This window comes from Streptomyces griseoflavus (assembly GCF_014649995.1).
In the GTDB taxonomy this organism is placed as follows: domain Bacteria; phylum Actinomycetota; class Actinomycetes; order Streptomycetales; family Streptomycetaceae; genus Streptomyces; species Streptomyces griseoflavus.
Window position 1 is genome coordinate 114,267 of sequence record NZ_BMUC01000008.1, and the last position, 14,534, is coordinate 128,800.

Below are 14,534 nucleotides of genomic sequence, written 5' to 3' on the forward strand. Positions count from 1 at the left end.
TTCGGGAGGCAGCGATGACCAACGCATCCCCTCGCGAGACCACCGAGGGCACCGTCTACACCGTCACCGGCGGCGACTGGGACGAGGTCGTCGAGAGCGCCGCCCGCGCCGACGACGAGCGGATCGTCGTCAACATGGGTCCCCAGCACCCGTCGACGCACGGAGTGCTGCGCCTGATCCTGGAGATCGACGGCGAGACGGTCACCGAGGCCCGCTGCGGCATCGGCTACCTCCACACCGGCATCGAGAAGAACCTCGAGTACCGCACGTGGACCCAGGGCACCACGTTCGTGACGCGCATGGACTACCTGACGCCGTTCTTCAACGAGACGGCGTACTGCCTCGCGGTGGAGAAGCTCCTCGGCATCGAGGACCAGGTACCCGACCGCGCCTCGGTCATCCGCGTGCTCCTGATGGAGCTGAACCGGCTCTCCTCCCACCTGGTGTGCATCGCCACCGGCGGCATGGAGCTCGGCGCGACCACGATCATGATCTACGGATTCCGTGACCGTGAACTCGTCCTCGACATCTTCGAGCTCATCACCGGCCTGCGGATGAACCACGCGTTCGTCCGCCCCGGCGGACTCGCCCAGGACCTGCCGCCCGGCGCCGTGGACCAGATCCGCGAGTTCGTGAAGAAGATGCGCAAGAACCTGCCGGAGTACGACAAGCTCGCCACCGGCAACCCCATCTTCAAGGCCCGGATGCAGGACGTCGGACACCTGGACCTGGCCGGCTGCATGGCCCTCGGCGCCACCGGCCCGGTCCTGCGCTCCACCGGCCTGCCCCACGACCTGCGCAAGGCGCAGCCGTACTGCGGCTACGAGACCTACGACTTCGAGGTCCCCACCGCCGACACCTGCGACTCCTACGGCCGGTTCCTGATCCGGCTGGAGGAGATGCGCCAGTCGCTGCACATCGTCGAGCAGTGCCTGGACCGGCTCCAGCCCGGCCCGGTGATGGTCGCCGACAAGAAGATCGCCTGGCCCGCCCAGCTCGCCCTGGGGCCGGACGGACTGGGCAACTCCCTCGACCACATCAAGAAGATCATGGGCACCTCCATGGAGGCCCTGATCCACCACTTCAAGCTGGTCACCGAGGGATTCCGGGTCCCCCCGGGCCAGGCGTACGCGGCGGTCGAGTCGCCCAAGGGCGAACTCGGCGTGCACGTCGTCTCCGACGGCGGCACCCGTCCCCACCGGGTCCACTTCCGCGACCCGTCCTTCACCAACCTGCAGGCCATGGCGGCGATGTGCGAGGGCGGCCAGGTCGCCGACGTCATCGTCGCCGTCGCGTCCATCGACCCCGTGATGGGAGGCGTCGACCGGTGACCACCTCATCTTCCGAGCGGTCCGAGCGGGGCGTCAGCCTGGGCATGCCCGAACTGCCCGCACCCGCCTACCCGGACGACGTCCGGGCCCGCCTGGAGACCGACGCGCGCGAGGTCATCGCCCGCTACCCGGACTCCCGGTCCGCCCTCCTGCCGCTGCTGCACCTCGTGCAGTCCGAGGAGGGGCACGTCACGCGCACCGGGATGCGGTTCTGCGCGGACATGCTGGAGCTGACCACCGCCGAGGTGACCGCGGTCGCCACCTTCTACAGCATGTACCGGCGCCGCCCGAGCGGTGACTACCAGGTCGGGGTGTGCACCAACACCCTGTGCGCCGTCATGGGCGGGGACGCGATCTTCGAGGAGCTCCAGGAGCACCTCGGCGTCGGCAACGGGGAGACCACCGGCGACGGCAAGGTCACCCTGGAGCACATCGAGTGCAACGCCGCCTGCGACTTCGCGCCGGTGGTGATGGTGAACTGGGAGTTCTTCGACAACCAGACCCCCGAGAGCGCCAAGCGCATGGTCGACGACCTGCGCGCGGGGCGTCCGGTCGCGCCCACCCGCGGGGCGCCCCTGTGCACCTTCAAGGAGACCGCCCGCATCCTGGCCGGCTTCCCCGACGCGCGCGAGGGAGCCGTCGAGGCCACCGGCAGCGCCGGACCCGCCTCCCTGATCGGCCTGAAGCTGGCCAAGGGGGAGACCGCGCCCGCGCGCGTGGTGCACCCGCGTGGTGAGGCGCCCCGGGACACCCCGCCGCACGAGCCGTCGCCCACCGAGCACCTCAGCTCGCACGACGCGCCGAAGGACACGTCGGCCTCCGACCCGCAGCACCCGTCGGGTCCCGTCGCCGAGGAGGGGGAGTGATGACCTTGGCACCCGAACTCAAGGACATGAGCCCGGAGAAGCTGCTCGCACCCGTGCTGTCGGCCTTCTGGGACGAGGACGAGTCCTGGACGCTGGACGTCTACAAGAGGCACGAGGGGTACGAAGGGCTCCGCAAGGCGCTCGCCATGTCGCCGGACGACGTCATCGCGTACGTCAAGGAGTCCGGTCTGCGCGGCCGCGGCGGCGCCGGATTCCCGACGGGGATGAAGTGGCAGTTCATCCCGCAGGGAGACGGCAAGCCCCACTACCTGGTGGTCAACGCCGACGAGTCGGAACCCGGGACCTGCAAGGACATCCCGCTCCTCTTCGCGAACCCGCACAGCCTCATCGAGGGCATCGTCATCGCGTGCTACGCCATCAGGTCCTCGCACGCCTTCATCTACCTGCGCGGCGAGGTCGTCCCCGTGCTGCGCCGGCTGCACGAGGCCGTCCGCGAGGCCTACGCGGCCGGACTCCTCGGCGAGAACATCCTGGGCAGCGGACTCGACCTGGAACTCACCGTGCACGCCGGCGCCGGCGCGTACATCTGCGGTGAGGAGACCGCACTGCTCGACTCGCTCGAAGGCCGCCGGGGCCAGCCGCGGCTCCGTCCCCCCTTCCCCGCCGTCGCGGGCCTCTACGCCTGCCCCACCGTGGTGAACAACGTCGAGTCGATCGCGTCGGTTCCCGCCATCATGAACCGGGGCAAGGAGTGGTTCCGCTCGATGGGGAGCGAGAAGTCCCCCGGCTTCACGCTCTACTCCCTCAGCGGCCATGTCGCGAGCCCCGGCCAGTACGAGGCCCCCCTCGGCATCACCCTGCGCCAGCTGCTGGAGATGAGCGGCGGGATGCGGCCGGGCCACCGGCTGAAGTTCTGGACGCCGGGCGGCTCCTCCACGCCGATGTTCACCGACGAGCACCTCGACGTCCCCCTCGACTACGAGGGAGTGGGCGCCGCGGGGTCCATGCTCGGCACCAAGGCCCTGCAGTGCTTCGACGAGACGACCTGCGTCGTGCGCGCCGTCACCCGCTGGACCGAGTTCTACGCCCACGAGTCCTGCGGCAAGTGCACCCCCTGCCGGGAGGGCACGTACTGGCTGGTCCAGCTGTTGCGGGACATCGAGGCCGGCAAGGGACGGACGGCCGACCTCGACAAGCTGAACGACATCGCCGACAACATCAACGGCAAGTCCTTCTGCGCCCTCGGCGACGGCGCGGCCTCGCCGATCTTCTCCTCGCTCAAGTACTTCCGCGAGGAGTACGAGCAGCACATCACGGGCCGTGGCTGCCCCTTCGACCCGGCCAAGTCGACGGCCTGGGCCGACCGTACGGAGGTGCACGCATGACGGTGACCACCAACGCCCCCTCCGGCGGGGGAGAGGCGGCCGTGCCGCCCGAGGACCTCGTCACCCTGACGATCGACGGCGCCGAGATCAGCGTGCCCAAGGGCACCCTGGTCATCCGGGCCGCCGAGGAACTCGGCATCGAGATCCCCCGGTTCTGCGACCACCCGCTCCTCGACCCGGCCGGCGCCTGCCGCCAGTGCATCGTCGAGGTCGAGGGCCAGCGCAAGCCCATGGCCTCCTGCACCATCACCTGCACCGACGGGATGGTGGTGAAGACCCACCTCACCTCGCCGGTCGCCGAGAAGGCCCAGAAGGGTGTGATGGAGCTCCTGCTCATCAACCACCCGCTGGACTGCCCGGTCTGCGACAAGGGCGGCGAGTGCCCGCTGCAGAACCAGGCGATGTCGCACGGCCACGCCGAGTCCCGCTTCGAGGGCAAGAAGCGCACCTACGAGAAGCCCGTGGCCATCTCCACGCAGGTGCTGCTCGACCGCGAGCGGTGCGTGCTGTGCGCGCGCTGCACCCGCTTCTCCCACCAGATCGCGGGCGACCCGATGATCGAGCTGATCGAGCGGGGCGCGCTCCAGCAGGTCGGCACCGGTGAGGGCGATCCCTTCGAGTCGTACTTCTCCGGCAACACCATCCAGATCTGCCCGGTCGGCGCGCTCACCTCGGCCGCCTACCGGTTCCGCTCCCGACCCTTCGACCTGATCTCGTCGCCGTCGGTGTGCGAGCACTGCTCCGGCGGCTGCGCCACCCGCACCGACCACCGGCGCGGCAAGGTCATGCGGCGGCTCGCCGCCGAGGACCCCGAGGTCAACGAGGAGTGGATCTGCGACAAGGGCCGCTTCGGGTTCCGGTACGCGCAGCAGCGGGACCGCCTCGACAAGCCGCTGGTGCGCAACGCCGAGGGCGACCTGGAGCCCGCCTCCTGGCCCGACGCGCTGCAGATCGCGGCCCAGGGGCTGCTCGCCTCACGGGGCCGCACCGGTGTGCTGACCGGTGGCCGGCTCACCGTCGAGGACGCCTACGCGTACAGCAAGTTCGCGCGCGTGGCGCTCGACACCAACGACATCGACTTCCGGGCGCGCGCGCACAGCGCCGAGGAGGCCGACTTCCTCGCCGCGCGGGTCGCGGGCCGCGGCCGTGACCTCGACCGTACGGGCGTCACGTACTCCTTCCTGGAGAAGGCGCCCGCCGTGCTGCTGGTCGGGTTCGAGTCCGAGGAGGAGGCGCCCGGCGTCTTCCTGCGGCTGCGCAAGGCCTGGCGGGGACACGGGCAGAAGACCTTCGCCCTGGCCACGCACGCCACGCGCGGACTGCGCAAGGCCGGCGGCACCCTGCTCCCGGCGGCCCCCGGCACCGAGACCGAATGGCTCGACGCGCTGGCCGGCGGCGTCGGCCTGGACGGCGACGGGGCCGCGGCCGCCGAGGCGCTGCGCACCGAGGGCGCGGTCGTCGTCGTGGGCGAGCGGCTGGCGGCCGTACGGGGCGGGCTCACCGCGGCCGTCCGGTTCGCCACCGCGACCGGCGCCCGGCTGGTGTGGATCCCGCGCCGGGCCGGGGAGCGCGGCGCGCTGGAGGCGGGCGCGCTGCCCGCGGTGCTCCCGGGAGGCCGCCCGGCCACCGACCCGCGCGCACGGGAGGAGGTCGCCGCCGCGTGGGGCGTCGCCGAACTGCCGCACCGCTACGGCCGCGACACCTCCCAGATCGTCGAGGCCGCGGCCCGCGGCGAACTCCAGGCACTGCTGGTGGCGGGCGTGGAGGTGGCCGACCTGCCCGACCCGGCACGCGCGCGGGCCGCGCTCGCCGAGGCCGGCTTCGTCGTCTCGCTGGAGCTGCGGCCCAGCGAGGTCACCGCACTGGCCGACGTGGTCCTGCCGGTCGCCGCGGTCGCCGAGAAGGCCGGCACCTTCCTCAACTGGGAAGGCAGGGTCCGGCTCTTCGAGGCGGCGCTCAAGCCCGACCAGATGACCCGGCCGGCCGCTCCCACCGACGCGCGCGTGCTGCAGATGCTCGCCGACGCCATGGACGTCCACCTGGGCCTGCCGGACCTGCGCACGATCCGCGGGGAGCTCGACCGGCTCGGCGCCTGGGACGGACCCCGGGCCACCGACCCGCTGGAGACCGCGGGCGGCCTGCCCCGGCCGGCCGCCGGGGAGGCCGTGCTCGCCGGACACCGGCTGCTGCTCGACCAGGGCCTGCTGCAACAGGGCGACGAGGCGCTGGCCGGCACCCGGCACGACGCCCGCGCGCGCCTGTCGGCCGCCACGGCCGCCGAGGTCGGCGTCAAGGACGGCGACCCGCTGGCCGTGACCGGCACCGCCGGGACGGTGGAACTGCCGCTGGCGGTCACCGAGATGCCCGACCGGGTGGTCTGGCTGCCGCTGAACTCCGTGGGCGGCGGCGTCGCCTCCGGCACCGGGGCCCTGCCCGGCTCCCTCGTCCGTATCGGCCCGGCGACGCTCGCCGGTGAGGCCCCCCAGGAGGTGGAGGCATGAGCCCGTACCTCGCCGCCGAAGACCTCTCGATGTTCGGCCGCGACCCGTGGTGGCTGATCGTCGTCAAGGCGGTGTTCTGCTTCGCCTTCCTGATGGTGACCGTGCTGCTCTCCATCGTCATGGAGCGCAAGGTTGTCGCCTGGATGCAGCTGCGCGTCGGCCCCAACCGGCACGGCCCCTGGGGCATGCTCCAGTCGCTCGCCGACGGCGTGAAGCTGATGCTGAAGGAAGACGTCGTCGTCAAGCGCGCCGACAAGGTCGTCTACGTGCTCGCGCCGATCGTCGCGGCCGTCCCGGCCTTCATGGCGTTCGCCGTGATCCCCTTCGGTCCGGCCGGCAACGAGGTCTCGATCTTCGGCCAGCGCACCACGATGCAGCTCACCGACCTGCCGATCGCGATGCTGTACATCCTCGCGGTCGCCTCGGTCGGCATCTACGGCATCGTCCTGGCGGGCTGGAGCTCCGGCTCCACCTACCCGCTCCTCGGCGGCCTGCGCTCCTGCGCCCAGATGATCTCGTACGAGATCGCCATGGGTGCCGCGTTCGCCTCCGTGTTCCTCTACTCGGGGTCGATGTCGACGTCGACGATCGTCGAGCAGCAGGCCGACCGCTGGTACATCCTGCTGCTGCCGGTCTCCTTCCTCATCTACATCGTGACGATGGTCGGCGAGGTCAACCGCGCCCCCTTCGACATGCCGGAGTCCGAGGGCGACCTGGTCGGCGGCTTCAACACCGAGTACTCGTCGATCAAGTTCGCGATGTTCATGCTCGCCGAGTACATCAACATGGTGACCGTCTCGGCCGTCGCCGTGACCCTCTTCCTCGGCGGCTGGCGGGCCCCGTGGCCGATCAGCACCTTCTGGGAGGGCGCGAACCACGGCTGGTGGCCGATGCTCTGGTTCACCGGCAAGCTCCTGACGCTGCTGTTCTGCTTCGTCTGGCTGCGCGGCACGCTCCCGCGCGTGCGCTACGACCAGCTGATGAAGCTCGGCTGGAAGGTCCTCATCCCGGTCGCCCTGGTGTGGCTGATGGCCGTCGCCACCGTGCGGGCGCTGCGCAACGAGAACTACGACTTCGCCGACATCGCCCTCTACATCGCCGGGGGCGTCCTCACCCTGCTGCTGCTCTCCTTCGTCGCCGACATGTTCCGGGGGAAGGGCAAGGAGGCCGAACGGCCCGGTGAGGAACCGGCCTTCGACCCCATGGCGGGCGGCTTCCCCGTGCCGCCGCTGCCCGGCCAGGAGCTGCCGCCGGTGCCGCGCCGGCGCCCGCGCCGGGAGCGGGAGCTGATTTCCAGTGGCGGCTCCGATACCAAGAGTGACCAAACCCTGGGCGGATCTACGGATGGAAAGGAGGCGTCCGATGGCTGAGGAACCCAAGGACACCAAGCCCGGTTTCCAGAACCCCGTGGCCGGCTTCGGCGTGACCTTCAAGGCCATGTTCAAGAAGCGGCTGACCGAGCAGTACCCGGAGCAGCAGAAGACCACCGCTCCCCGCTTCCACGGCCGGCACCAGCTCAACCGCCATCCGGACGGCCTGGAGAAGTGCGTCGGCTGCGAACTGTGCGCCTGGGCCTGTCCCGCCGACGCGATCTACGTCGAGGGCGCGGACAACACCGAGGAGGAGCGCTACTCGCCCGGCGAGCGGTACGGGCGCGTCTACCAGATCAACTACGCCCGCTGCATCCTGTGCGGGCTGTGCATCGAGGCGTGCCCGACGCGCGCGCTGACGATGACCAACGAGTTCGAGCTGGCCGACTCCAGCCGCGCCAACCTCATCTACACCAAGGAGCAGTTGCTCGCCGGTCTGGAGGAGGGCATGGTCGACTCCCCGCACGCCATGTACCCGGGCACCGACGAACAGGACTACTACCGGGGCCTGGTGACCGAGGCCGCGCCCGGTACGGAGCAGCAGGCCGCCCACTCCAGGGGCGAGGTGGTGCAGGAGGCCGACTCGACCTTCGGGCCGGAGGAACCGGCGTCGGGGAAGGTGGTCGGGCGATGACCGGTCAGCTCGCCGCCTACTCCACCTCCACCGGAGAGGCCGTCCAGTTCTGGGTGCTGGGCACGGTCGCCGTGATCGGCGCCCTGTGCACCGTGTTCATGCGGCGGGCCGTGCACAGCGCGCTCTGCCTCGCCGGGACCATGATCGTCCTCGCGGTGTTCTACCTGGCCAACGGCGCCTACTTCCTGGGCGTCGTCCAGATCGTCGTCTACACCGGCGCGATCATGATGCTGTTCCTGTTCGTGGTGATGCTGGTCGGTGTCACCGCGGCCGACTCCCTGAAGGAGACCATCAAGGGCCAGCGCTGGCTGGCCCTGCTGTGCGGTCTCGGCTTCGGCGTCCTGCTGGTCGGCGGGATCGGCAACGCCTCGCTGAACGAGTTCAGCGGCATCGGCGAGGCGAACGCCGGCGGCAACGTGGAGGGCCTCGCCGCCCTGCTGTTCACCAAGTACGTGTTCGCCTTCGAGATCACCGGCGCCCTGCTCATCACGGCCGCCGTCGGCGCCATGGTGCTCACCCACCGGGAGCGCACCGAGCGGGCCCGGACCCAGCGGGAGCTGGCCGAGCAGCGCGTACGCGAGGGCACGTACCTGCCGCCGCTGCCGGCGCCCGGCGTCTACGCCCGGCACAACGCCGTGGACATCGCCGGCCTGCTGCCCGACGGCACCCCGTCGGACCTCACCGTCAGCAAGACGCTGCGGGACCGCGGCCAGATCCGCGACGTGTCGCAGGAGGCCATCAACGACCTGCGGGCGATGGAGCAGCGCGCGGAGGAACGCCTGGAGCGCAGGGCGATCGATCCGCCGACGTTCAAGCGGGCCGAGGAGGCGTCGAAGTGAACCCCGTCAACTATCTCTACCTGGCCGCGCTGCTGTTCACGATCGGCGCCACGGGTGTGCTGATCAGGCGCAACGCGATCGTCGTGTTCATGTGCGTCGAGCTCATGCTCAACGCCTGCAACCTCGCCTTCGTCGCCTTCTCCCGGATGCACGGCAACCTCGACGGGCAGGTCATCGCGTTCTTCACGATGGTCGTGGCCGCCGCGGAGGTCGTGGTCGGGCTGGCGATCATCGTGTCCCTGTTCCGTTCCCGCCACTCGGCCTCGGTCGACGACGCCAGCCTGATGAAGCTGTGAGGGGCTGCTGAATCGTGGAGAACCTGATTGCGCTGCTGGTGGCGGCGCCCCTGCTCGGAGCGGTGGTCCTGCTGTGCGGCGGACGCCGGCTGGACGCCGTCGGTCACTGGATCGGCACGCTGCTCGCGGCCGTCTCCTTCGCACTCGGCCTGGTGCTCTTCACCGACCTGCTGGGCAAGGGCGCGGCCGAACGCACCATGACGCAGCACCTGTTCAGCTGGATCCCGGTGGAGGGATTCCAGGCCGACGTCGCCTTCCGGCTCGACCAGCTGTCGATGACGTTCGTGCTGCTGATCACCGGTGTCGGCTCGCTGATCCACCTGTACTCCATCGGGTACATGGAGCACGACGAGCGGCGCCGCCGCTTCTTCGGCTATCTGAACCTGTTCCTCGCGGCGATGCTGATCCTCGTCCTCGCCGACAACTACCTGCTGCTGTACGTCGGCTGGGAGGGCGTCGGTCTCGCCTCCTACCTGCTGATCGGCTTCTGGCAGCACAAGCCCAGCGCCGCCACGGCCGCGAAGAAGGCCTTCCTGGTCAACCGCGTCGGCGACATGGGCCTGTCCATCGCGATCATGCTGATGTTCCTGTGGTTCGGCACCTTCGCCTTCGGGCCGGTGCTCGGCGGCGCGGGGGAGGCGGGTCTGGCCGGTGAGGCGGGCGAGGGCAAGCTCACCGCCATCGCCCTGATGCTGCTGCTGGCCGCGTGCGGCAAGTCGGCCCAGGTGCCGCTGCAGTCCTGGCTCGGGGACGCGATGGAGGGCCCGACCCCGGTCTCGGCCCTGATCCACGCCGCGACCATGGTGACGGCGGGCGTGTACCTGATCGTCCGCTCCGCGGCCGTCTTCAACGGCGCCCCGGACGCCCAGCTGGTGGTCACCATCGTCGGCGCGGTCACGCTGCTGTTCGGTGCGATCGTCGGTTGCGCGAAGGACGACATCAAGAAGGCGCTGGCCGGCTCGACCATGTCGCAGATCGGCTACATGGTGCTGGCCGCCGGTCTCGGCCCCATCGGCTACGTCTTCGCGATCATGCACCTGGTGACGCACGGCTTCTTCAAGGCCGGGCTGTTCCTGGGCGCCGGCTCCGTGATGCACGGGATGAACGACGAGGTCGACATGCGCCGCTACGGCGGCCTGAGGAAGTACATGCCGGTCACCTTCGTCACCTTCGGGCTCGGCTACCTCGCGATCATCGGCTTCCCGGGGCTGTCCGGCTTCTTCTCCAAGGACAAGATCATCGAGGCGGCGTTCGCCAAGGGCGGCACCGAGGGCTGGATCCTCGGTGCCTGCGCCCTGCTGGGCGCGGCCATCACCGCGTACTACATGACGCGCGTGATGCTGATGACGTTCTTCGGCGAGGAGCGCTGGCGCAACGCGCCGACGCCGTCCCCGGCCGCCCCCGACGTGGAGCCCGCCGCCGAGACGCGCGGCGCGTACGAGCCGCCGCACCCGCACGAGTCCCCGAGGTCCATGACCATCCCGATGATCGTGCTGGCCTTCGGATCGGTCTTCGCCGGCGCGTTCTTCGGTGTCGGCGACCGCTTCGTGCAGTGGCTGGAGCCCGTCACCGGCTTCGCCCACGGCCATCCGCCGGTCAGCGCCCTGACGGTGACGCTGTCCACGGTCGCCGTGATGGTCGTCGGCGTGGCGGTCGCCTGGGCCCAGTACGGGCGCCGTCCGGTGCCGGCCGTCGCCCCGCGCGGTTCGCTGCTCACCCGGGCCGCCCGGCGCGACCTGCTCCAGGACGACTTCAACCATGTGGTCCTGGTCCGCGGCGGCGAGCACCTCACCCGCTCGCTGGTGTACGTGGACCACACCCTGGTCGACGGGGTCGTCAACGGCACGGCGGCCACCATGGGCGGCCTGTCCGGGCGGATGCGCAAGCTGCAGAACGGCTTCGCGCGGTCCTACGCGGTCTCGATGTTCGGCGGCGCCGCGGTCCTCGTCGCCGCGACCCTGCTGATGAGGGCGGTCTGAGATGTCCTTTCCTCTGCTGACGGCGACGGCGGCGCTCCCGGCCATCGGGGCGATCGCCACGGCCGCCGTACCGGCCGCGAAGCGCACGGCCGCCAAGTGGCTGGCCCTGCTGTTCTCGCTCGCCACGCTCGTCCTGGCGATCGTCGTCCTGGTGCGGTTCGACCCGGGCGGCGACCGCTACCAGCTCACCGAGTCCCACGCCTGGATCGCGGACTTCGGCGTCCGGTACGAGCTGGGTGTGGACGGCATCGCGGTGGCGCTGATCGCGCTGACCGCGCTGCTGATCCCGTTCATCGTCCTGGCGGGCTGGCACGACGCCGACCCGCTGGAGACCGGGAGCAGGCGGTGGCGGCCGACGCAGGGCTTCTTCGCCCTGATCCTGGCCGTCGAGGCGATGGTGATCCTCTCCTTCGAGGCCACCGACGTCTTCCTCTTCTACATCTTCTTCGAAGCCATGCTGATCCCGATGTACTTCCTCATCGGAGGCTTCGGGGACCGTGCCCACGAGCACGGCGAGGAGAAGGCGGCGACCCAGCGGTCGTACGCGGCGGTGAAGTTCCTGCTCTACAACCTGGCCGGCGGTCTGATCATGCTGGCCGCGGTGATCGGGCTGTACGTGGCCGCCGGGAACTTCTCGCTCCCCGAGATCGCCGCGGCACGGGCGAGCGGCGAGCTGACCATGTCGACGAACACCGAACGCTGGCTGTTCCTCGGCTTCTTCTTCGCCTTCGCGGTGAAGGCGCCGCTGTGGCCGCTGCACACCTGGCTGCCCAACGCCATGCAGGAGTCCACCGCGCCGGTGGCGGTGCTGATCACGGCGGTCGTCGACAAGGTGGGCACCTTCGCGATGCTCCGCTTCTGCCTCGGACTGTTCCCGGAGGCCAGCAAGTGGGCGACGCCGGTCGTGCTCGTCCTGGCGGTCGTCAGCATCATCTACGGCGCGCTGCTCGCGGTCGGCCAGCGCGACATCAAGCGGCTGATCGCGTACGCGTCGATCTCGCACTTCGGCTTCATCGTCATGGGCATCTTCGCCATGACCAGCCAGGGCCAGTCCGGCGCGACGCTCTACATGGTCAACCACGGCATCTCGACGGCCGTGCTGATGCTGATCGCCGGATTCCTCATCTCGCGGCGCGGCTCGCGGCTCATCGCCGACTACGGCGGGGTGCAGAAGGTCGCCCCGGTGCTCGCCGGGACGTTCCTGATCGGCGGGCTGGCGACCCTCTCGCTGCCGGGGCTCGCGCCCTTCGTCAGTGAGTTCCTGGTCCTGGTCGGCACGTTCACCCGCTATCCGGTGATCGGGATCGTCGCCACCTTCGGCATCGTCCTGGCCGCGCTGTACGTCCTCGTCCTCTACCAGCGGACGATGACCGGCCCGGTGAGGCCCGAGGTGTCGGCCATGCCGGACCTGCGGGTGCGGGAGATCGCCGTGGTGGCGCCGCTGGTCGTGCTGCTGGTGTTCCTGGGCGTCTACCCGAAGCCCCTCACGGACGTCGTGAACCCGGCGGTGCAGCACACCATGTCCGACGTACAGAAGAAGGACCCCCAGCCCGAGGTGGAGGCGGCCAAGTGAGCGCAACAGCAGCCGTCCACAGCCTGTGGACAACGGCGGCGGCCGAGCCGATCGCCAGGATCGACGCGCCGAAGATCGAGTACGGGCAGCTCGCCCCCATGCTGATCGTCGTCGGCGCGGCGATCGTCGGGATCGCGGTCGAGGCGTTCGTGCCGCGGAAGTCCCGCTACTACGTACAAATGTTCGTATCGGTGGTGGCGCTCGCCGCCGCGTTCGCCGCGGTCGTGGCGCTCGCCGCGAACGGCTACGCCACGACCAAGGCGGGCATCGCGGCGATGGGCGCCATCGCCGTCGACGGACCGGCCCTGTTCCTCCAGGGCACGATCCTGCTGACCGCCCTGGTCGGACTGTTCACCTTCGCCGAACGCCGGCTCGACCCGGAGGTGCACGGCAACCGCGTCGACTCCTTCGCCGCGCAGGCCGCGGCCGTGCCGGGCAGCGAGAGCGAGAAGAAGGCCGTCAGGGCCGGGTTCACCACCACCGAGGTCTTCCCGCTGCTGCTCTTCGCGGTCGCCGGCATGCTGGTCTTCCCGGCGGCCAACGACCTGCTGACGCTGTTCGTGGCGCTCGAGGTCCTCTCGCTGCCGCTGTACCTGATGTGCGCGCTGGCCCGCCGCAAGCGGCTGATGTCGCAGGAGGCGGCGGTCAAGTACTTCCTGCTCGGCGCGTTCGCCTCCGCGTTCATGCTGTTCGGCATCGCCCTGCTGTACGGCTACGCGGGCTCGATGTCGTACGCGACGATCGCGCAGGTCGTCGAGGGCACGGTGCCCGAGATCACCCCGGCGCTCGCCGCCACCACGGGCAACGACGCGCTGCTGCTGGTCGGCGCCGCACTGGTGGTCATGGGCCTGCTGTTCAAGGTCGGCGCCGTGCCCTTCCACATGTGGACGCCCGACGTGTACCAGGGCGCCCCGACGCCGGTGACGGGCTTCATGGCGGCGGCGACCAAGGTGGCGGCGTTCGGCGCGCTGCTGCGCATCCTGTACGTCGTGCTGCCGGGGCTGCGCTGGGACTGGCGGCCGGTCATGTGGGGTGTCGCCATCGTCACCATGCTGGCCGGTGCCGTCGTCGCGATCACCCAGACCGACATCAAGCGGCTGCTGGCGTACTCGTCGATCGCGCACGCGGGCTTCATCCTCGCGGGTGTCATCGCGGCGACACCGTCGGGCATCTCGTCCGTGCTGTTCTACCTGGCGGCCTACTCGTTCGTGACGATCGGCGCGTTCGCGGTGGTCACGCTGGTGCGGGACGCCGGCGGCGAGGCGACGCACCTGTCGAAGTGGGCGGGGCTCGGCCGTCGCTCCCCGCTGGTGGCGGCGGTGTTCGCGGTGTTCCTGCTGGCCTTCGCCGGCATTCCGCTGACCTCCGGCTTCTCCGGGAAGTTCGCCGTGTTCAAGGCGGCGGCGGAGGGCGGTGCGGCCCCGCTGGTCGTCATCGGTGTGATCTCGTCGGCCATCGCGGCGTTCTTCTACATCCGCGTCATCGTCCTGATGTTCTTCAGCGAGCCGCGCCCCGAGGGCCCGACCGTCGCGGTGCCGTCACCGCTGACGACGACGGCGATCGCGGTCGGCGTGGCGGTCACGGTGGTGCTCGGTGTGGCGCCGCAGTACTTCCTGGAGCTGGCGGGCGACGCGGGGGTCTTCGTGCGCTGAGCGTCGCGCCCGTCGGGCCCCGAGGACGGCGGCGGCCCGGTACCCCGTGGGCGGGGTGCCGGGCCGCCGCCGTCTCCCACCGGCCTGTGGACAACTCCGGGGCTGTCGGTGCGGGCGCCTATCGTGGACGCAGTGGTCGAAGGACGA

At 70.5% G+C, this 14,534-nt stretch carries 11 protein-coding genes; all 11 read left to right on the plus strand.

Features of this window, described 5'->3' with window-relative positions; genetic code table 11:
* Positions 1-14: 14 nt before the first annotated feature.
* Genes IE172_RS18075 through nuoN form a run of 11 tightly spaced genes read left to right on the plus strand, consistent with a single transcriptional unit; the run spans position 15 to position 14,387 of the window.
* Complete coding sequence (locus tag IE172_RS18075; protein WP_190098280.1) at positions 15-1,331, plus strand: NADH-quinone oxidoreductase subunit D; 1,317 nt, start codon at positions 15-17, stop codon at positions 1,329-1,331.
* On the plus strand, positions 1,328-2,197 hold the full coding sequence (gene nuoE / locus IE172_RS18080; protein WP_190098281.1) for an NADH-quinone oxidoreductase subunit NuoE: 870 nt from the start codon (positions 1,328-1,330) through the stop codon (positions 2,195-2,197). The genes IE172_RS18075 and nuoE overlap by 4 nt, the downstream gene beginning before the upstream one ends.
* On the plus strand, positions 2,197-3,543 hold the full coding sequence (gene nuoF / locus IE172_RS18085; RefSeq protein ID WP_403382188.1) for an NADH-quinone oxidoreductase subunit NuoF: 1,347 nt from the start codon (positions 2,197-2,199) through the stop codon (positions 3,541-3,543). The genes nuoE and nuoF overlap by 1 nt, the downstream gene beginning before the upstream one ends.
* The gene (locus IE172_RS18090; protein WP_190098283.1) at positions 3,540-6,044 is read left to right on the plus strand and encodes an NADH-quinone oxidoreductase subunit G; all 2,505 of its coding nucleotides are present in this window, start codon (positions 3,540-3,542) and stop codon (positions 6,042-6,044) included. The genes nuoF and IE172_RS18090 overlap by 4 nt, the downstream gene beginning before the upstream one ends.
* Positions 6,041-7,414: an NADH-quinone oxidoreductase subunit NuoH gene (gene nuoH / locus IE172_RS18095; RefSeq protein WP_190098284.1), complete on the plus strand. Its 1,374-nt coding sequence runs from the start codon at positions 6,041-6,043 to the stop codon at positions 7,412-7,414. Before IE172_RS18090 ends, nuoH begins: the two co-directional genes overlap by 4 nt.
* Entirely contained in the window at positions 7,407-8,048 is a 642-nt protein-coding gene (nuoI, locus tag IE172_RS18100) for an NADH-quinone oxidoreductase subunit NuoI (RefSeq protein WP_190098285.1), read from the plus strand. The genes nuoH and nuoI overlap by 8 nt, the downstream gene beginning before the upstream one ends.
* Positions 8,045-8,887, plus strand: coding sequence for an NADH-quinone oxidoreductase subunit J (locus tag IE172_RS18105; RefSeq protein WP_190098286.1), 843 nt, complete (start codon positions 8,045-8,047; stop codon positions 8,885-8,887). The genes nuoI and IE172_RS18105 overlap by 4 nt, the downstream gene beginning before the upstream one ends.
* Positions 8,884-9,183, plus strand: coding sequence for an NADH-quinone oxidoreductase subunit NuoK (nuoK, locus tag IE172_RS18110; RefSeq protein ID WP_037929353.1), 300 nt, complete (start codon positions 8,884-8,886; stop codon positions 9,181-9,183). The genes IE172_RS18105 and nuoK overlap by 4 nt, the downstream gene beginning before the upstream one ends.
* Before the next feature lie 14 nt (positions 9,184-9,197).
* Positions 9,198-11,162, plus strand: coding sequence for an NADH-quinone oxidoreductase subunit L (gene nuoL, locus IE172_RS18115; RefSeq protein ID WP_190098287.1), 1,965 nt, complete (start codon positions 9,198-9,200; stop codon positions 11,160-11,162).
* A gap of 1 nt (position 11,163) precedes the next feature.
* Positions 11,164-12,735: an NADH-quinone oxidoreductase subunit M gene (locus IE172_RS18120; protein ID WP_190098288.1), complete on the plus strand. Its 1,572-nt coding sequence runs from the start codon at positions 11,164-11,166 to the stop codon at positions 12,733-12,735.
* A complete protein-coding gene (gene nuoN / locus IE172_RS18125) occupies positions 12,732-14,387 on the plus strand; it encodes an NADH-quinone oxidoreductase subunit NuoN (RefSeq protein WP_190098289.1) in 1,656 nt (551 codons plus the stop codon). The genes IE172_RS18120 and nuoN overlap by 4 nt, the downstream gene beginning before the upstream one ends.
* The last annotated feature ends 147 nt before the right edge of the window (positions 14,388-14,534 follow it).

Bases quoted from the DNA above. Each gene is read 5' to 3' on its own strand.
- IE172_RS18075 (WP_190098280.1), top strand. From the start codon at position 15: ATGACCAACGCATCCCCTCGCGAGACCACCGAGGGCACCGTCTACACC.
- nuoF (WP_403382188.1), top strand. From the start codon at position 2,197: ATGACCTTGGCACCCGAACTCAAGGACATGAGCCCGGAGAAGCTGCTC.
- IE172_RS18090 (WP_190098283.1), top strand. From the start codon at position 3,540: ATGACGGTGACCACCAACGCCCCCTCCGGCGGGGGAGAGGCGGCCGTG.
- nuoH (WP_190098284.1), top strand. From the start codon at position 6,041: ATGAGCCCGTACCTCGCCGCCGAAGACCTCTCGATGTTCGGCCGCGAC.
- nuoI (WP_190098285.1), top strand. From the start codon at position 7,407: ATGGCTGAGGAACCCAAGGACACCAAGCCCGGTTTCCAGAACCCCGTG.
- IE172_RS18105 (WP_190098286.1), top strand. From the start codon at position 8,045: ATGACCGGTCAGCTCGCCGCCTACTCCACCTCCACCGGAGAGGCCGTC.
- IE172_RS18120 (WP_190098288.1), top strand. From the start codon at position 11,164: ATGTCCTTTCCTCTGCTGACGGCGACGGCGGCGCTCCCGGCCATCGGG.